This window comes from Enterobacter sp. BNK-22 (genome assembly GCF_048684805.1).
In the GTDB taxonomy this organism is placed as follows: Bacteria; Pseudomonadota; Gammaproteobacteria; order Enterobacterales; family Enterobacteriaceae; genus Enterobacter; species Enterobacter quasiroggenkampii.
Genome location: NZ_JBLQTT010000001.1, coordinates 1,274,148 through 1,295,651, shown reverse-complemented (window position 1 = coordinate 1,295,651; position 21,504 = coordinate 1,274,148). Strand labels below are relative to the sequence as shown.

General features: G+C 62.5%; 3 protein-coding genes. All 3 read left to right on the top strand.

The annotated features are described in order from the left end of the window. The first annotated feature begins 51 nt into the window (after nt 1-51). The 3 genes from ACMGGE_RS05890 to ACMGGE_RS05880 all read left to right on the top strand — a co-directional run bounded on the left by ACMGGE_RS05890 (nt 52) and on the right by ACMGGE_RS05880 (nt 21,482). Complete coding sequence (locus ACMGGE_RS05890; protein ID WP_420293507.1) at nt 52-18,057, top strand: Ig-like domain-containing protein; 18,006 nt, start codon at nt 52-54, stop codon at nt 18,055-18,057. Nucleotides 18,058-18,129: 72 nt separating this feature from the next. Then, nucleotides 18,130-20,310 carry a type I secretion system permease/ATPase gene (locus ACMGGE_RS05885; RefSeq protein ID WP_420293506.1) on the top strand — a complete coding sequence of 727 codons (2,181 nt, stop codon included), beginning with the start codon at nt 18,130-18,132 and terminating at the stop codon, nt 20,308-20,310. Further along, nucleotides 20,307-21,482 carry an HlyD family type I secretion periplasmic adaptor subunit gene (locus tag ACMGGE_RS05880; RefSeq protein WP_045910492.1) on the top strand — a complete coding sequence of 392 codons (1,176 nt, stop codon included), beginning with the start codon at nt 20,307-20,309 and terminating at the stop codon, nt 21,480-21,482. Before ACMGGE_RS05885 ends, ACMGGE_RS05880 begins: the two co-directional genes overlap by 4 nt. Nucleotides 21,483-21,504 lie beyond the last annotated feature (22 nt).

Here is a 21,504-nt window from a genome sequence, read left to right as displayed (position 1 = left end):
CCGTCTGGTGGACATATCCACAGGAATCCGTACACCTGCAAGGAGAGAAATATGAGTAACATAAAGGTTGTTGATGTCATCATTCGCAAAACGGCGGAGAAAACGAAATTAACCGGCGAAGGGAATTTGTCGGTCTCTATTTCATCCCCGAGCGTGATTGAAATCCAGGGTTCTGCTCAGGATGTGGCGCGTTATGTCCGTCAGGGGAAAGACCTCCTCATTTATATGAAAGATGGCAGCGTGATTCGCTGCAATAACTATTTTCTTGAAGATCCTGAAACGCATACTCAGTCAGAGCTGGTATTCAACGATCGTCAGGAACTGACGCATATTTCTTTTGCCGATGCCGGGGAAGCATCAGGCGTGGCGGTGACCGAGTTAACCGCGCAGGCCACACCGATTAGCAGCATTCAACCTTTCCTGGAGCAGGAAAGCGTCTTAAGCGATGCGCCGTGGGGCTGGATTGCGGGAGCTGCATTAGGCGGCGGTGCCATCGGGGCGCTGCTGGCAAACGGCGGCGACGGCGATACTAAAACAAAAGTTATTGATAATACGAAAGAGGTGGAAAGCGCCACGCCAACCTTCCTGCTGTCGGATAAAGCGGGCGACAAGCAGGGCGTGCTGACAGCAAACGCGATCACGGATGACAACACGCCAACCTTTAGCGGTACCGGTCAGCCGGGCGCGACGATCCAGATTAAAGACAGCAGCGGCAGCACCATCGCCAGCGCCATGGTGAGTAAAGAGGGCACCTGGACGGTAAAATTACCGACCCAGACGGACGGGGAACACACCTGGTCGGTGGTGCAGATCGACGGCAGTAAGACTACCGATGCGGGCAATATCACCGTAACGGTCTCGACCGCCGAGGCCGCCATTACGCTGGCCACCACGGCGGGCGATAACGTGCTTAACGCCAGCGAGCAATCCGCAGGCTTTACGCTCTCCGGCGCCAGCAAGAATCTGGCGCAGGGCACCGAACTTACCGTGACGCTGAACGGTAAAACCTACGGGGCCGTGGTGGGCGCTGACGGGACGTGGAGCGTTAACGTACCCGCGGCCGACGCGCAGGCGCTGGGCGATGGCACCTGGACGGTCAACGTCAGCGGCAAAGACGCGGCGGGTAACACCGTGAGCGGCAGCCAGACAATCGGCGTGGATACCGTCGCGCCAACCCTCTCTGTCGATACCCTCGCGCAGGACAACATTATTAATGCCGCCGAGCACAGCCAGCCGCTGACGCTGACCGGCAAAACGAATGCGGAAGCCGGTCAGATCGTCACGGTCACGCTGAACGGTAAAAACTACAACGCCACGGTGGGCAGCGACGGCACCTGGTCCGTCACGCTTGCGGCGGGCGATGTGCAGGCGCTCAGCGAGGGCAATCACACCCTGACGGTGAACGTCAGCGATAAAGCGGGCAACGGCTCGTCTGTCACCGCCGATTTTGCGGTGGATACCACCGCGCCGGTCGTCACCATCGATACCGTGGCGGGCGACGATATTCTCAATACCAGCGAGCAGGGTCAGGCGCAGATTATCTCCGGGCAGGCAAATGGCGCCGCCGCGGGGGATGTGGTCACCGTGACCGTTGGCGGCCAGTCCTTCACCGGCGTGGTGCTGGCGGACGGCAGCTGGAGCGTAGGCGTTCCGGCGTCCGTGCTGGGCGCGCTGGGGGAAGGTAACCATACGATTTCAGTTTCCGTGACCGACGCGGCAGGCAACACCGGCAGCGCCACACACGGCATTACGCTGAGCGGCAACCCGCCAGAATTTACGATTGATACCATCAGCCAGGACAACGTGTTGAATGCTCAGGAGGCAATGCAGCCGCTGAGCCTGACCGGCACCAGCAACCTGCCTGACGGCAGCGCCATTACCGTGACGCTGAACAACGTCAGCTATCAGGCTACCGTTGAAAACGGCATCTGGGCGGTCCAGGTGCCGGTTTCCGACGTCCTGAATCTGGCGAACACCCTTTACACCGTCAGCGTCAGCGGTACTGACAGCGTGGGTAACAGCGGCTCTGCCGCGGCGACGCTGCTGGTGGATACCGTGCTGCCGCAGGTGATCATCAACACCTTTGCAGGGGACAACCTGGTCAATAACGCCGAAGCGGGTGTGGATCAAACGCTCAGCGGTCGCGTCACCGGCGCGGCGGCGGGCGATACCGTTTCTGTCACCGTGGGCGGCAAGAGCTACACCGCCACGGTGGGCAGCGATCTGACCTGGAGCGTGAAAATCCCGTCAGCGGATCTTAAGGCGTTCGGCGACGGCGATTTAACCTTCACCGCGTCGGTGACCAATTCGCACGGCAATACCGGTACCGGCGAGCGCGATATCAACATCAACGCACAGCTGCCGGGCCTGCGTGTGAACACCATTTCCGGCGATGACGTGGTCAACGCCATTGAGCAGCAGCAGGATCTGACCGTCACCGGCTCCAGCACCCATCTGGCTGCCGGCACGCAGATTACCGTCACCATCAATAACGTTGAGTACGTTACCGCGGTGAACGCCAGCGGCCACTGGCAGATCGGCGTCCCGGCCGCGGACCTGCAGGCCTGGACGGCGGGAGAGGTGACGGTAAGCGTCAGCGCTGAAGATGCCTGGGGCAATACCGTTGCGGCTGAACACCCGGTTGAACTCGATCTGAACGCCGTGGCGGTCACCATTGATACCGTCTCCGGCGACGACCTGCTGAATGCGGCAGAAAAAGGCGCCGATTTAACCCTTTCCGGCCAGACGCAGGGCGTGGAGGCGGGGCAGACCGTGGTGGTGAAATTCGCCGACCAGACCTTTACCGCACAGGTGCAGCAGGACGGCTCCTGGAGCCTGACCGTGCCTGCCAGCGCCATGGAAACCCTGATCGACGGACGCGCGCAGGTGAGCGTCAGCGTCACGAACGTCAACGGCAACAGTGCCGACGCGTCGCGCGTGGTCACGGTGGATACGCTGCCGCCAGCGATTACGCTCGATAATCTGACCGCCGACAACATCATCAACGCGGCTGAGGCGCAGCAGGATTTAGCCTTGAGCGGCACCAGCAGTGCGGAAGCAGGCCAGACGGTCACCGTGACGCTGAACGGTAAAACGTATCAGACCACGGTCCAGACGGACGGTACCTGGCAGCTGATCGTTCCGGCGGCTGATGTCGGCGCCCTCAACGATGGCATCGTGACCGTGACGGCCACCGTGAGCGACGTGGCGGGCAACAGCAGCAGCGCCGACCGCGTGGGTCTGGTGGACGCGACCGTGCCGCAGGTGACCATTAACGACTTTGTCACCGACACTAACACCGTTAACCAGCTCGCCCATTCACAGGCGCAAATCCTGAGCGGCTCCGTCACCGGTGCGGCAGCGGGCGACCTTGTGACCATTACCATTAACAGCGTCGATTACACCACCGTGGTGGATGCGGCGGGCAACTGGAGCCTTGGCCTGCCGGCGTCCGTCGTGCAGGGGCTGACTGACGGCACCTGGACCATCGACGTCTCCGTGACCGACAGGTCCGGCAATACCGGAAGCACTTCGCTGGACGTGGTGGTGAATACCGTGACGCCTGTCATCGGTATCAACACGCTGGCGGCAGATGACGTGATTAACGCGGCTGAGAAAGGCGAAGCTCTGCAGATTTCCGGCACCAGCAACCAGCCGGAAGGCACGACCATTACGGTAACCCTGAACGGCATTCACTATACGGCCACCGCTGACTCGAGCGGAAACTGGAGCCTGACCGTTCCGGCGGCAAACGTCTCGGCGCTGGGCGAAGCGAATTACACCGTGACGGCGAACGTCACCGATAGCGTAGGCAACAGCGCCTCAACCTCGCACGATGTGCTGGTGGACAGCTCGCTGCCGGTGGTAACGATCAACACGCTGGCGGGCGACAATATCGTTAACGCGGCGGAAGTGGCGGCAGGGCAAACCCTGTCCGGTAAGGTAACGAACGCGGCGTCAGGTGACACTGTCACGATTATCCTCGGCGGCCAGACATACACGGCTACCGTTCAGGACGATCTCACCTGGAGCCTGCCGTTAACCCAGAGCCAGTTGACCGCGCTCGGCAACGGCGATCTCACCGTATCGGCCAGCGTCACCAACGGCCACGGCAATACCGGCTCTTCTTCTCTCGACTTCACCATCGACGCCCAGCTTCCGGGGCTGCGTATTGATACGGTCGCAGGCGACGACGTGATTAACGTGATTGAACACGCACAGAACCTGATTGTGTCCGGCACCAGCACCGATCTGGCGGCGGGCAGCGCCGTCACCGTGACCATCAACGGCAAAGCGTATTCCGCAACGGTGCTGGCGGACGGTACCTGGCAGGCGGCGGTACCGGCGGCGGACGTGTCCCAGTGGGCAGATGGCTCGCTGGATATCAAGGCAAGCGCGCAGGATGCCTCCGGCAACCCGGTAACCATCAGGACCGTCGTGGACGTCGATCTCGCGCCGGTCGCCATCACCATCAGCAGCGTGACCGACGATAACGTGCTTAACGCGGCGGAAAAAGGCCAGGATCTGGTGCTGTCCGGTACGACATCCAACGTTGAAGCGGGCCAGACCGTCACCATCACCTTCGCAGGGAAAACGTATACCACGACGGTGGATGGCAACGGCGACTGGACCTGGACCGTTCCGGCTGCCGATCTGAGCGGCCTGAAAGAGGGCGACGCCAGCGTGCAGGTCAGCGTGACCAACGTGAACGGCAACACGGCCTCTTCGGCGCAGGCATTCAGCGTCGACACCACCGCGCCGACGGTGACCATCAACACCATCAGCGGCGATAACATGCTGAATGCGGCTGAGGCGGCGCAGGATCTGACCCTGAGCGGGACGTCTACGGCCGAAGCAGGCCAGACGGTCACCGTGACCTTCAACGGCAATCAGTACAGCGCGCAGGTGCAGGCGGACGGCAGCTGGACGCTCGACGTGCCTGCGGCAGATCTGGCAGGCATTACCGACGGCAACGCGGCGGTCACGGTGACCGTGTCCGATAAAGCAGGTAACCCGGCCAGCGCGGGATCCTCGGTGCTGGTGGACACCACCGTGCCGCAGATCACCTTCAACATCGTTGCCGGCGACGACATCGTGAATATTGCCGAGCACGGTCAGGCGCTGATCGTCTCCGGTAAGGTGACGGGCGCGCAGGCGGGCGACGTGATTACCGTGACCCTGAACGGTAAAGACTACACCGCCATGCTGGACGCGTCCGGCAGCTGGAGCGTGGGCGTTCCGGCGGCGGACGTGGGCGCGCTGGCCAATGGTGACCAGACGATCTCCGCGACCCTCACCGACAAAGCCGGTAACAGCGCCACTGCGACGCACGAATTTGACGTCTCCCTGACCGCACCGGTCATTGCCATCAATACCCTGGCGGTTGACGACGTGATCAACGCGACCGAGAAAGGCCAGGATCTGCAGGTAGCTGGCACCAGTAACCAGCCGGACGGAACGACCATTACGGTGACCCTGAACGGAATCAGCTATACGGCCACCACCGACGCGAGCGGGAACTGGAGCGTGACCGTTCCGGTGGCAAACGTCTCGGCGCTGGGCGAAGCGAGCTACACCGTGACGGCGAGCGTGACTGACGCCGCGGGCAACAGCGCGAGCACCGGCCACAGCGTGCTGGTCGACAGCGCGCTGCCGCAGGTCACCATCAACCCGGTCGCCACGGACGATGTCATTAACGCAGCGGAAGTAGCTGCCGGACAGACCCTGAGCGGGAAAGTGAGCGGTGCGGCGAGCGGTGACACTGTCACCATTTCCATTGGCGGCAATACCTATACCGCGACGGTTCAGGACGATCTGAGCTGGTCGGTCAACGTGCCGTCCTCGGTCTTAACCGCCATCGGTAACGGCGATCTGACAGTGTCAGCCAGCGTCACCAACGGCCACGGCAACACCGGAACCGGCGAGCGTGACATCAGCATCGACGCAAACCTGCCGGGCCTGCGCGTCGATACCGTGGCAGGCGACGATGTGATCAATAGCATCGAACACGCTCAAAACCTGATTATCACCGGCTCCAGCGACGGTCTGGCAACGGGCGCGGCGCTGACCGTCACCGTCAACGGCAAAACCTACGCGGCCACCGTACTGGCGGACGGCACCTGGACGGCGGCCATTCCGGCGGCAGACGTCAGCGCGCTGGCTGCGGGCACGGTCACCGTGACCGTGGAGGGGCAAAGCACCGCGGGGAATCCGGTGACCATCAGCCATGACGTGAAGGTGGATCTGGCGGCAGTCGCCATCAGCATTAACCCGATTGCCTCTGACGACGTGATTAACGCGGCAGAGAAAGGCGCGGACCTGGTGCTGTCCGGCTCCACCACCAACGTGGAAGAAAACCAGACCGTTACCATCACCTTCGGCGGCAAGTCGTACACCGCGACGGTCGATGCCGACGGCAACTGGACGGCTACCGTACCGTCTGCCGACGTGGGCAGCCTGAAGGACGGCGATGCCAGCGTGCAGGTGAGCGTGACCAACGTGAACGGCAACAGCGCCTCGGCGGGCCGTGAGTACAGCGTGGACGCGACCGCGCCGACGGTGTCTATTGAAATCATCAGCGACAACAACATCATCAATGCGGCTGAAGCGCAGCAGGATCTGGTGATTAACGGCGTCACCAACGCCGAAGCGGGCCAGACCGTCACCGTGACCCTGAACGGTGTGGACTATACCACCACCGTGCAGGCTAACGGCAGCTGGAGCGTGACCGTGCCGTCCGCGGATCTGAGCGGTATTACCGACGGGAACTACACCGTCAGCGCCGCCGTATCGGACAAAGCGGGCAACCCGGCCTCCGCGGATCGCGACGTGCTGGTCGATACCACCGTCCCGCAGCTGACCATTCACACCGTGTCCGACGACGACGTGATCAACAGCGCCGAGCACGTGCAGGCCCTGATTGTCACCGGTTCCGTGACGGGCGCGGCGGCGGGCGACGTGGTCACCGTCACCCTCAACGGCAAATCGTACACCGCCACCCTGGATGCCTCCGGCAACTGGAGCGTGGGCGTGCCTGCGGCAGACGTTACCGTGCTGGCCGCCGGGGATTACACCATTACCGCAGCGCTGACCGATAAAGCGGGCAACAGCAACAGCGCCACGCACGGCGTGGCGGTGAACCTGACCGCGCCGGGGCTGACCATTGACACCGTTTCCGGTGACGATGTTATCAACAATACAGAGAAAACCCAGGATCTGACCCTCTCCGGTACGGCTTCCGGCCTGGCGGCAGGCGCGGTGGTGACCGTGATGCTGAACGGCAAAGCGTACAGCGCGCAGGTGGACGATAACGGAAAATGGACCACCACCGTTCCGGCGAGCGAAGTCGGTCAGCTGGGCGAGGCGCTTTACACCGTCACCGCCTCGGCGACGGACAGCGTCGGTAACAGCACCAGCGCGTCGCACACCGTAAACGTGGAGTCCGTTCTGCCGGGCGTGATCGTCAACACCATTGCGGGCGACGACGTCATTAACGCGGCGGAGCTGGCAGCCGGTCAGACCATCAGCGGTAAGGTGGTGAATGCCGAAGCGGGCAATACCGTGACCGTGACGATTGGCGGTAACATCTACACCGCAACGGTGCAGAGCGATCTTACCTGGTCCGTTAACGTGCCGTCGGACGTGCTGACCGCGCTGGGTAACGGCGATTTAACGGTGTCGGCCAGCGTGACCAACGGCGTCGGCAACAGCGGATCCGCTGAGCGCGATATCACTATCGACGCTAACCTGCCGGGCCTGCGCGTGGATACCGTGGCGGGCGACGACGTGATCAACAGTATCGAACACGGGCAGAACCTGATTATCACCGGCACCAGCGACGGGCTGGCGGCGGGCGCGGCGCTGACCGTGACCGTCAACGGCAAAACCTATCTGGCTACCGTGCTGGCGGACGGCACCTGGCGCGCGGCGATCCCGGCTGCGGACGTGGGTGCGCTGAATGCAGGCACGGTCACCGTGACCGTTGCCGGCCAGAGCAGCGCCGGTAATCCGGTCTCCATCAGCCATGATGTGACGGTGGACCTGGCGACCGTTGCCATCAGCATCGATGCGATTGCCGCCGACGACGTGATTAACGCCGCCGAGAAGGGCGCGGATCTGGTGCTCTCCGGGGCGACCTCGAACGTTGAGGAAAACCAGACCGTTACCATCACCTTCGGCGGCAAGAGCTACACCGCAACCGTAGGCGCCGACGGCAAATGGACGACCACGGTGCCAGCCGCCGACCTGGCGGGTCTGAAAGACGGCGACGCCAGCGTGCAGGTGAGCGTCACCAACGTGAACGGCAACAGCGCCTCGGCGGGCCGTGAGTACAGCGTGGACGCGACCGCGCCGAGCGTGACCATTAACACCCTGGCGACGGACGACATTCTTAATGCCGCCGAAGCGAAGAGCGATCTGACCGTGTCCGGTACCAGTACCGCCGAAGCGGGCCAGACGGTCACCGTATCGCTGAACGGCAAAGACTACACCACAACCGTCAGCGCGGATGGCAGCTGGACGCTGAACGTTCCGGCGGCCGATGTTGCGGCCCTTACGGACGGCAGCGTGACCGTGACCGCAAGCGTCAGCGACAAGGCGGGTAACCCGGCGTCCGTGGACCACAACCTGACGGTGGATGTGACCGTTCCTGCGGTGACCATCAATACCGTGGCGGGCGACGATGTCATTAACATCGCAGAACACGGCCAGGCGCAAATCATCAGCGGCACCGCCACCGGCGCGGCAGCGGGCGATAAGGTGACCGTCACGATTGGCGGCCAGACGTACACCACCGTGCTGGACGCAGCGGGGAACTGGAGCGTGGGCGTACCGGCCAGCGTCATTTCCGGCCTCAGCGACGGCACCGTGACCGTCACGGCGTCGGTCACCGACGCGGCGGGCAACACCGGCACCGGCAGCCATAACGTGACCGTCGATACCGGTCTGCCATCGGTCAGCTTCAACGCCATCAGCGACGATAACGTGCTGAACGCGTTGGAGAAAGGTCAGGATCTGAGTGTCAGCGGCACCAGCGCCAACCTGGCGGAAGGCACCGTGGTGACCGTGACCCTGAACGGCAAAAACTACACGGCGACAACCGCGGCAGACGGCACCTGGAGCCTGACGGTTCCGGCGGCGGATCTGGCCGGTCTGGGTCAGGCCAACTACACCCTGAATGCGACCGCCACCAACGGCGTGGGCAACAGCGTGAGCAGCACCGCGAACCTGCTGGTGGACACCGCGCTGCCGACGGTCACCATTAACACCGTGGCGGGCGATAACGTCATTAATGCGGCGGAAGTGGCCGCAGGCCAGACCCTGAGCGGCACCGTGGCGAATGCCGAAGCGGGCAATACCGTGACCGTGACCATTGGCGGCAACAGCTACACCGCAACGGTGCAGAACGACCTGACCTGGTCCGTCAACGTACCGTCTGACGTGCTGACCGCGCTGGGCAACGGCAGCCTGAGCGTGACGGCGACCGTCACCAACGGCCACGGCAACACCGGCACCGGCGAGCGCGAGATCGCGATCGACGCTAACCTGCCGGGCCTGCGCGTCGATACCGTCGCGGGCGACAACGTGGTCAACAGCATTGAGCATGCGCAGAATCTCATTGTCACCGGCTCCAGCGACGGGCTGGCGCCGGGCACGGCGCTGACCGTCACCATCAACGGCAAAGACTATGCGGCTACGGTGCTGGCGGATGGCAGCTGGAGCGCGGCGATCCCGGCTGCTGACGTGAGCGCGTGGCCGGAAGGCACCGTCAAAATCAGCGTCACTGGCGACAGCGCTGCGGGCAATCCGATTACCATCAGCCACGATGTGACGGTAGATCTGGCGACCGTTGCCATCAGCATCAATGCGATTGCCACCGACGACGTGATTAACGCGGCGGAGAAGGGCGCGGATCTGGTGCTGTCCGGTGCGGTCATCAACGTGGAAGCCGGGCAGACCGTGACCATCAGCCTGAACGGCAAAATCTACACCACCACGGTGGACGACAGCGGCAACTGGAGCTGGACCGTACCGTCTGCGGATCTGGCTGGCCTCAAGGACGGCGACGCCAGCGTGCAGGTGAGCGTCACCAACGTGAACGGCAACAGCGCCTCGGCGGGCCGCGAGTACAGCGTGGATGCGACCGCGCCGAGCGTGACCATCAACACCCTGGCGACGGACGACATTCTCAATGCCGCCGAAGCGAAGAGCGAACTGACTGTGTCTGGCAGCAGCTCTGCCGAAGCGGGCCAGACGGTGACCGTGTCGCTGAATGGCAAAGACTACACCACCACCGTCAGCGCGGACGGTAGCTGGACGCTGAACGTCCCGGCGGCCGATGTTGCGGCCCTGACGGACGGCAGTGTGACCGTTACCGCAAGCGTCAGCGACAAGGCGGGCAACCCGGCATCGGTTGATCACAACCTGACGGTGGACGCCACCGTTCCGGCGGTGACCATCAACACCGTGGCGGGTGACGATGTGATTAACCTTGTTGAGCATGGCCAGGCGCACATCATCAGTGGTACCGCCACCGGCGCGGCCGCGGGCGATAAGGTGACCGTGACCATCAGCGGCCAGACGTACACCACCGTGCTGGACGCGGCGGGGAACTGGAGCGTGGGCGTACCGGCAAGCGTGATTTCCGGCCTCAGCGACGGCACCGTGACCGTGACTGCGTCCGTCACCGACGCGGCGGGCAACACCGGCACCGGCACGCATAGCGTGACCGTCGATACCGGTCTGCCGTCAGTGGCCTTCAACGCCATCAGCGGTGACAACGTGCTGAATGCGGTGGAGAAAGGTCAGGATCTGAGCGTGAGCGGCACCAGTGCCAACCTGGCGGAAGGCACCGTGGTGACCGTGACCCTGAACGGCAAAAACTACACGGCGACGACCGCGGCAGACGGAAGCTGGAGCCTGACGGTCCCGGCGGCGGATCTGGCGAGCCTGGGCGAAGCCAACTACACCCTGAGCGCGGCCGCGACCAACGGCGTGGGCAACAACGTGAGTAACACCGCGAATCTGCAGGTGGATACCGCGCTGCCGGGCGTCACCATCAACACCATCGCGGGCGATAACGTTATCAACGCGGCGGAAGTGGCCGCGGGCCAGACCCTCAGCGGCAAGGTAACGAACGCGGAAGCGGGCAATACCGTCACCGTGACCATTGGCGGCAACACCTACACTGCGACGGTGCAGAGCGATCTGACCTGGTCCGTGAACGTGCCGGAGTCCGTCCTGACGGCGCTGGGCAATGGCGATTTGACCGTGTCAGCAACCGTCACCAACGGCCATGGCAACACCGGGACCGGCGAGCGCGAAATCGTTATCGATGCCAGCCTGCCTGGCCTGCGCGTTGATACGGTAGCGGGCGACGATGTGATTAACAGCATCGAACATACTCAAAACCTGATCGTCTCCGGCACCAGCGACGGGCTGGCGGCAGGCACAACGCTCACCGTGACCGTCAATGGCAAAACTTATGCGGCTTCCGTGCTGGCAGACGGTTCCTGGAGCGCGGCGATCCCGGCGGCAGACGTCGCGGCCTTCGCAGCAGGTACGGTCACCGTGACCGTTGCAGGCCAGAGCGCGGCGGGCAACCCGGTGACCATCAGCCATGACGTGACCGTCGATCTGGCGGCGGTGGCTATCAGCATCGATGCGATTGCCACCGACGACGTGATTAACGCAGCGGAGAAAGGTGCGGATCTGGTGCTCTCCGGCAGCACCTCGAACGTGGAGGAAAACCAGACCGTTACGGTTACCTTCGGCGGCAAGACGTACACCGCGAAGGTGGATGCTGACGGTAACTGGACGGCCACCGTGCCGTCCGCGGATCTCGCGGGCCTGAAAGACGGTGACGCCAGCGTGCAGGTGAGCGTCACCAACGCGCACGGCAACAGCGCCACGGCGGGCCGGGAGTACAGCGTGGACGCGACTGCGCCAACCGTGACCATTGATACGGTCGCAGGCGATAACGTGATTAACGGCAGCGAAGCGGCTGCGGGCGTTGCTATCTCCGGCACCACCACGGCGGAAGCCGGGCAGACGGTCACCGTGACGCTGGGCGGTAAGAGCTATACCGCCCAGGTGCAGCAGGGCGGCGTCTGGAGCGTGAACGTTCCGGGCAGCGATCTGACCGCACTGGCGGATAGCGGCTACACCGTGCAGGTGAGCGTGAGCGACGCGGCGGGTAACCCGGGCAGCGCGGGTAAGACGATTACGCTTGATACCACGCCGCCGACCGTCAGCTTTAACGTGGTGGCGGGCGATGACGTGATTAACAGCGTGGAGCACGGCCAGGCGCAGATCGTCAGCGGGTCGGCAACCGGCGCGAACGTCGGTGATAAAGTGGTTATCACCCTCGGTTCGCACCAGTACACCACTACCGTTGACGCCAGCGGCAACTGGAGCGTGGGCGTTCCGGCCAGCGTGATTTCCGCCCTGACCGACGGCACCGTGACCCTCAGCGCGACCATTACCGACAGCGCGGGTAACAGCAGCACCCAGACCCATGACGTGGTGGTCAACACCGCCTCCGTGGCGCTGACGGTGAACACCGTTAGCGGTGACGACGTCATCAACGCGGCTGAAGCCGGTTCGTCACTGGTGATTAACGGCTCCAGCGCGCAGTTCGCCAGCGGGACCCAGGTCACCGTGACCCTGAACGGCAAGACCTATACCGCCACGATACAGAACGACGGCACCTGGACGACCACCGTACCGGCCGCCGACGTGGGCGCCCTGGCCGATGGTGCACGCTATCAGGTGTCCGTATCGGCACAGGACAGCGCGGGCAACAGCGCGTCGGCAACGCACGGCATCAGCGTGGATACCACTGCGCCGGTGGTGAGCATTGGGACGCTGTCGGTTGACGACATGCTGAACGCCGCGGAAGCGCAGCAGCCGCTGACCGTGCACGGATCTTCCAGCGCGGAGGCGGGTCAGACCGTTACCGTGACGCTGGGCGGCAAAACCTACACTGCGCTTGTCGGCAGCGACGGCACCTGGACGCTCGACGTGCCGGCAGCCGACCTGGCCGCCCTGAGCCAGGGCGCGCTGACGGTCACTGCCTCGGTCAACGATAAAGCGGGTAATAACGGCCAGACCACGCACACCTTAACAGTGGATACCGTTGCGCCAACCGTAACCATCAGCACCGTGGCCGATGACGATATCGTCAACAACGCGGAGCAGCTGGCGGGCCAGACCATCCGCGGCACGACCACGGCGGAACAGGGCCAGACGGTGACCGTCTCCTTCAACGGGCACAGCTATCAGGCGACCGTCGGGGCAGACGGATCGTGGTCGGTCTTCGTGCCGGGCCGTGATTTCCTCGGCCTGAGCGACGGGGAGTACACCATCACCGCGTCGGTGAGCGACAAGGCGGGCAACCCGGGCAGCGCAACGCACGACGTGACGCTGAACGGCGATGTTCCAACCATCACCATTAACACCTTTGCGCAGGACGACATCGTCAACGCCGCCGAGCACGGCACGCCGCTGGTCATCAGCGGCACCACCGATGCGCCGGCAGGCCAGACGGTGACCATCACGCTGATCGGTAAAACCTATGCGGCTACCGTCCAGAATGACGGTACCTGGAGCTACACGGTGGGAAGCGCTGACGTGACCGCGCTGGCAGACGGCGGCTCGTACGTGATTAACGCGCAGGTCAGCAATACCATCGGCAACAGCGCCAGCGATAACCATACCGTCACGGTCGATCTGACCGCGCCGTCGATGGGGATCGCTATTGATTCGCTGCAAAACGACACCGGCCTGAGCGCAACGGATTTCATCACCAACGACAGCCAGGTCGTCGTCAACGGCTCGCTGACCGCGCAGCTCGGCAATAACGAGAAGGCGCAGATCAGCCTCGACGGCGGCGTCACCTGGATTGACCTGACCGTGACCGGCACCACCTGGCGCTACGCCGATGGCCGCACCCTCACGGACGGTACGTATCAGTATCAGGTCCGCGTGATTGATAACGCGGGCAACGTGGGGGCCACGGACAGCCAGGACGTGGTGATTGACCTGACGAAGCCTGCGGCAACCACCATTACCGTGGATTCCATTACGCAGGATACCGGCCTGTCCGGCAGCGACTTTATCACCAGCGACAACCAGATCAGCCTGAAAGGGACGCTGGGCGCGGCGCTGGGCAGCGGCGACCACGCGCAGATCAGCCTTGACGGTGGCGTCACCTGGACCGACGTCAGCGTCAGCGGCCTGAGCTGGACGTATGTCGATGGCCGTACGCTGGCCGACGGGGATTACAACTACCAGCTGCGCGTGATTGACGATGCGGGCAACATCAGCGCCACCGCCTCTCAGGTGGTGACCATTGATACCGTTGCGCCGGACGCCAGCAAAACGATCGCCATCGACAGCATCAGCGACGATACTGGCCTGAGCAGCAGCGACTTTATCACTCGCGACACGTCCCTGACGTTGCACGGCTCGCTCGGCGCGACGCTGGCCGACGGCGAATACGCCCAGATCAGCATCGACGGCGGCGTCACCTGGCAGAACGTGATCGTCACCGGCAAGAGCTGGTACTACGTCGATAGCCGCACGCTGGGTAACCAGACCTATGACTACTACGTCCGCGTGGTGGATGCCGCCGGTAACGTGGGGGCCAGCGCCCATCAGCAGGTGACTGTCGATACGGTCGCCCCGGATGCGGCGATTACGGTGACCGTGGATAACATTACCGTGGATACCGGCTTCGATAATAACGACTTCCTGACCAGTTCGACCTCGTACACGCTGCACGGAACGCTCGGCGCAGAACTCGGCGCGGGTGAATTCGTGCAGGTGAGCATGGACGGCGGCACGACCTGGGTATACGCCACCGTAAGCGGGACGCAGTGGAGCTACAGCGACACGCGTACACTTACCGACGGCAGCCATAACTACCAGGTGCGGGTCGTTGACCAGGCGGGTAACGTTGGGGCAACCACCTCGCAGGCGGTGACGGTGGATACGCAGGCGCCGCAGTACGGCGTCACCATCGACAGCATCAGCGAAGATACCGGCCAGTCCGGCAGTGATTTCATCACCATGGACACCACGCTGACCATCAACGGCTCGCTGGGCAGCGCGCTGGCCAGCGACGAGCGCGTACAGATCAGCCTCGACGGCGGGAATACCTGGCTTGATACCACGGTCACCAACCAGCGCTGGAGCTACACCGATACCCGCGATCTGCCTGACGGGGACTACACCTACCAGGTGCGGATTATCGACCAGGCGGGCAACGTGGGTTCCACCGCGTCTCAGGTCGTCACGGTAGACACCACGCCGCCGACCACGGTCGGTACGGTCGTGAGCTATACCGACGGTGAAGGTGAGCGTCAGGGCACCTTTGGCAGCGCGGTGGCCACGGATGATAACTCGCCGCTGATCAACGGGACGCTTAACCGTGCCCCGGACGACGGTGAGATCGTGCAGCTTTACCGTGACGGGGTTCTGCTCGGCCAGGTGACCATGAACGGCAGCGCAAGCTGGTCCTTCCAGGATAACGGCCTGAGCGACGGGAATCACACCTACATCGTGCGCGTCACCGACAGGGCCGGAAACTATACGGAATCCGACGGTTTTGTGCTGAACGTCGATACCAGCATCCCGACCACCACGGCGGCGATCACCGCGCAGACCACGTCGGATACCACGCCGATTGTCAGCGGTACCGTCTCCGCTGACCTGGTGAACGGCGAATACCTGGTGGTGACGGTGAACGGCAAAACCTACACCTCCCAGACGGGCGGTGCGGTGGTGGTCGACCCGGATCACAACACCTGGTATCTGCAGATCCCGGACGGCGATGCGCTGGGCGTGGCGAGCTACAGCGTGACCGCGCAGGTGAAGAGCAGCGCGGGTAACGGCAATACCACCGGTACGGCGACCGGTAGCCTGGTGATTGATACCACCTCGGTGAACACCGACTGGGCAACCACGGCGGGGAACAGCAACAACTCCACCATGACCCTCGGCATGAACAGCAGCGGTCTGTGGAATATCATCGCTAACGGCCAGTCTTACTCCAGCAGCGATAGCTCGACCTATGCCGGCAATACGCTGACTAACACCCGTAACTACTACGTGGTGAGCCAGACCGCCGCCGACTTTGACCGTAACGGCACGCAGGACATTTTCGCGACGGAAAATACCTACGCCGGGTCAACGCAGGTGATGTGGACCTACGATGGCAGCACCTATAACGCCAGTCAGCTGGCAATGGGGACCACCATCTGGTACGGCGGCGTGATTGCATACGATAAAACCGGGGATGGGTATCTGGATCTGGCGTACGGTGACTCCGGCGCGGACTCCATTACCTATCTGATCAACAACAACGGGGTACTCTCGCCTGACGGCACCTACGGCGGCGCGGGGTTCTGGGGACAGTTCACCACCATGCGTGAAATCTCCGGCGTCGATATTAACAATGACGGCACCGTGGATGTGGTTCAGCACACCAACCGCAGCGGCGCGTACTCGTTAACCGTGATCAACAACAACGGCAACGGGACGTTATCCATCGGTCAGAACCTGACGAACGTGTTTGTGGCTAACGCCTCGAATACCACCACGGCGGCGTCCATGACGTGGGCGGACTTCAACGGCGATGGCTACATGGATCTGTACCTGGGCAGCAGCTACAACAACAACGGCGGGGTGATCTACTACAACGACGGCACCGGGAAACTCTCGGCCACCAAGAGCGCGGTGGAGGCGTCTAACGCAGCGGCGGGCTATCTGTCGGTGGCGGTGGACTGGAACGGTGACGGGCAGATGGACATCATCAAGCTCAGCACCTACGGCGGCTCGCAGACGGCGACCCTGTTCACCAACAACGGCTACGGCTCCACCTGGACCTCAAGCCAACTGGCGTCCGGCATTGCTTACGCCACCGGCGTGGCGGCAGTGGACTACAACTGGGACGGCGCGCAGGATCTGCTGGTCTCTCAGCAGAACGGCAAGGTGGTGCTGGTGCAAAACAGCAAAACCATTGCTGACGGCACCGCGATGCATCTGCACATTGTCGACAGCGAGGGCATCAACTCCTACTACGGCAATACGGTCAACCTGTACAACGCCGCGGGTGTGCTGGTGGCCTCGCAGATCATTAACGCCCAGTCCGGTATCGGGTCGAACGATACGTCCGCGCTGGTGAGTTTCTACGGGCTGGATCCGAATGAAACCTATTCGGCCGAGATCCTGAAGATCACCAACGGCGTGTCGGATAACGTCACCTGGAGCGGCCTGGAGGCGGGCAACGGCAAGGAGGGCTACGTCCTGACGGCCGAAGCGGCCACCGGCGGCCACAGCGGAACCATTACCGGGACCGGGTATAACGACACCTTTATCGCCGAAAATGGCACTTATACCTACAACGGTTCCGGCGGCTGGACTACCCATTCCGACCATGACACCTGGAGCAACACCGGTGGGATGGACGTGGTGGATTACCGCAACGCGACCTCTGGCGTGACCGTGGATCTGCGCCTCTCAACCGCGCAGAACACCGGCTTCGGCACCACGCGTCTGCTGAACATTGAAGGGATTAACGGCTCGGATTACGACGACGTCATCACCGGCAACAGCGGTGATAACCGGTTCGAAGGCCGCGGCGGAAACGACACCTTCAACATCGGCAGCGGCGGTCACGATACGCTGCTCTACAAGCTGATCAACGCCTCGGATGCCACGGGCGGTAACGGTCACGACGTGGTGAACGGCTTTACGGTCGGCACCTGGGAAGGGACGGCGGACACGGATCGTATTGACCTGCGCGATCTGCTTTCCGGTAGCGGCTATACCGGCACGGGCTCGGCGAGCTACGTGAACGGCGTGGCCACACTGGACAGCAGCGCGGGCAATATCAGCGATTACATCCGCGTGGTGCAGAACGGCAGCAATACCGAGATTCAGGTTGACCTGGACGGTACCGGCGGTCAGTTCTCCCCGACCACCCTGGTGACGCTGAACGGCGTGCAGACGGATCTGGCGACGCTGCTGGCGAACCATCAACTGTTAATTGCGTAAAACAACGCCGCGGGGAGCGATCCCCGCGGCCTTTTGGCGTTTCTTTACACGAATTGCGTTAACCCGGAGATTATGAAGACACATCCACAGTACGAACCCTGGCTGCAGGGCATGCTCATCATCGCGAAGCACTACCGGCTGGACTTTTCGGTGGAGCACGTTCGGGTCACGATTAACCATGAAAGCCAGTCGCCGCGCCAGCTGGTGCTGGAGGAGATGGCGCGCCAGCTTGGGCTGGGGATGCGTGTGGCGGCGGCGGAAGCGGTCTCCCTCGATCCGTGGCGTCTGCCGCTGCTGGCGGAATTCACCGGCGGGCAGATTGCGGTGATCAACCGCATGGACAACGAAGGCAACGTCAGCCTGCAGTTCAGCGGCGACGGCGGCCTTGAGACGACGCTGACGCGCGAGGCGCTCGGGTCGCGATTAAAGGGCCTGATGGTGCTGCGCCCGCTCGAGTCCACGCCGGATGCCCGCGTGGATGACTACATCAAACCGTATGAGAAAAACTGGTTCTGGCAGCTGGCGCTGAAGGACTGGCGACGCTACAGCGACATTATGCTGGTGGCGCTGGTCGCCAACGTGCTGGCGCTTTCCGGCATGGTCTTCTCCATGCAGGTCTACGACAGGGTGGTACCGTCGCAGTCAGAAGCCACGCTGTGGGTGCTGTTTGGCGGCGTGATGATTGCCATCGTGTTCGAATTCATCATGCGCATGCTGCGCGTACACATTTCTGACGTGGTGGGGAAGCGCGCCGATCTGCGCATCTCTGAACGCGTTTTTGCCCACGCGCTGCGGATTAAAAACGGCGCACGCTCGAAATCAACCGGATCGTTTATCGCGCAGATCCGCGAGCTGGAGTCGGTGCGCGAGCTGATCACCTCGACGACCATTGCGGCCCTTTCCGATCTGCCGTTCTTCCTGCTGTTCGTCTTCATTCTGTGGATGATTGGCGGTCCGCTGGTGCTGGTAGTCCTACTCGCCGTGCCGCTGCTGCTTATTCCGGGCCTGCTGGTGCAGCGCCCGCTGGGGAAACTCTCCAGCGAAGGGATGCGTGAATCCGCCATTCGGAACGCCACGCTGGTGGAAGCGGTGCAGGGCATTGAAGACATCAAGCTAATGCGCGCCGAGCAGCGTTTCCAGAACCAGTGGAATAACACCAACGACGTTGCCGCCAGCGTCGGCATGAAGCAGCGCTGGCTGACGGGCCTGCTGCTTACCTGGACCCAGGAGGTGCAGTCCATTGTTTACGCGGTGGTGCTGCTGGTGGGCTGCTATCTGGTCATCAGCGGTGACATGACCACCGGTGCGCTGGTGGGTACCTCGATTCTGGCGTCGCGGACCATTGCGCCGCTGTCGCAGATCTCAGGCGTGCTCTCGCGCTGGCAGTCGGCAAAAGTGGCCCGTAAGGGGCTGGACGACCTGATGCAGCGGCCGATTGACGATCCGCAGCACGGCAAGAAGGTGCACAAAGCCCACCTGCGCGGCGACTATGCCCTTGAGGACGTCGGGTTTTACTACGACGAGGAAGAGAAACTCACCGTGCTCAACATCAGCAAGCTGCAGATCCGCGCTGGAGAACGCGTGGCGGTGCTCGGGCGCAATGGCTCCGGCAAAAGCACGCTGTTACAGCTTCTGGCGGGCATGCAAGAGCCGCAGCAGGGCAGCATTCTGCTGGACGATATTGCCCTTAATCATCTTGATCCGGCCGACGTGCGTCGCGACATGCAGCTGCTGAGCCAGCAGGCCCGTCTGTTCTTTGGCTCCATGCGGGACAACATCCTGATGGGGAACCCGCTGGCGACCGACGATGAGATTCACCATGCGCTGGTCAACAGTGGCGCGCTGGAGTTTGTGCGCAAACAGAAAATGGGGCTGAACACTATCATCAACGAGGGCGGAACGGGCCTCTCGGGCGGACAGCGTCAGGCGCTGCTGCTGGCGCGCGCCCTGATCACCTCGCCGACTATTCTGCTGCTGGACGAGCCTACCGCCTGGCTGGACGAAATGAGCGAGAAGCAGTTTATTCAGCATCTTCACACATGGCTGGGTAAGCGCCGCACGCTGGTGGTGGCGACGCATCGCCTGCCGATTCTGGACCTGGTCGACCGCATCATCGTGCTGGAAAACGGCAAGGTGGTGATGGACGGCCCGCGCGACGCCATCCTGCACCAGCATGGTATGGCGCCGCAAAAGACAGCACAGCGCACCGTGACCATGAAACCGGCGGCGGTTGCAGAGGAGGGCGCGGCATGAATGATTTCTCCCGTTTTAATAGCCGACTGAAGGAGCCTCGCCTTCCGCGCTCTACCCTGGTGGCATGGTCCCTGTTCGCCCTGCTGGTGGTGTTTATCGCCTGGGCGAGCCTGTTCCATCTTGATGAGGTGACGACAGGCAGCGGCAAGGTGATACCGTCTTCGCATGAGCAGGTCATCCAGTCCCTGGAAGGCGGCATTATCCACAGCCTGATGGTGCGCGAAGGCGACATCGTCGAGCGCGGCCAGCAGCTCGCGCAGCTTGATCGGACCAAAACCGAGTCGAGCGTGCTGGAGAGCGAGTCGCGTCTGAATGCGGCGCTGGCCACGGCGGCACGCCTGAAGGCCGAAGTTAACGACACGGAGCTGACGTTTCCCGAGGAGCTGGATGACGACGTTGAGCTGGTTAAGCAGGAAACGGCGCTCTATCAGTCCCGTCGCGAGAGCCTTGAAAAAGGGCTGGCTGGTTTACGTCAGGGTGCCGAGCTGGTGCAGCGTGAGCTGTCGTTGACCCGTCCGCTGGTGACCCAGGGGGCGGCCAGCAAGGTGGAGGTGCTGCGTCTTGAGCGTCAAAAAAATGAGCTTGAGAATAAAATCACCGAGATGAAAAACCAGTATTACGTCCGCGCCCGCGAAGAGCTGGCGAAAGCCAATGCGGAGATTGAAGCCCAGCGTTCGGTGATGAAGGGGCGGGAAGACTCCCTAACCCGACTGACCTTCAATGCGCCGGTTCGCGGGATCGTGAAGGATATTGACGTCACGACCGTGGGCGGCGTCATCCCGCCGAACGGCAAGCTGATGAGTCTGGTTCCGCTTGACGATCAGATGGTGGTAGAAGCGAAAATTTCGCCGCGCGATGTGGCGTTTATTCATCCCGGCCAGAAGGCGCTGGTGAAAGTGACGGCCTATGACTACTCCATTTACGGTGGGCTGGAAGGGGAAGTGACCATGATTTCGCCGGACACCCTGCAGGATGAGGTGAAAAGAGATGTTTATTACTATCGCGTCTATATTCGTACCGACAGTAACCATCTGACCAATAAGCAGGGTCAGGAATTTCCGGTCTTTCCGGGCATGATTGCCACCGTTGATATTAAAACCGGCAGCAAAACCATTCTGGATTATCTGTTGAAACCGCTGAACAAGGCAAAAGAGGCGCTGCGGGAAAGATAAGTGAACGGCGTTCGGAACACCG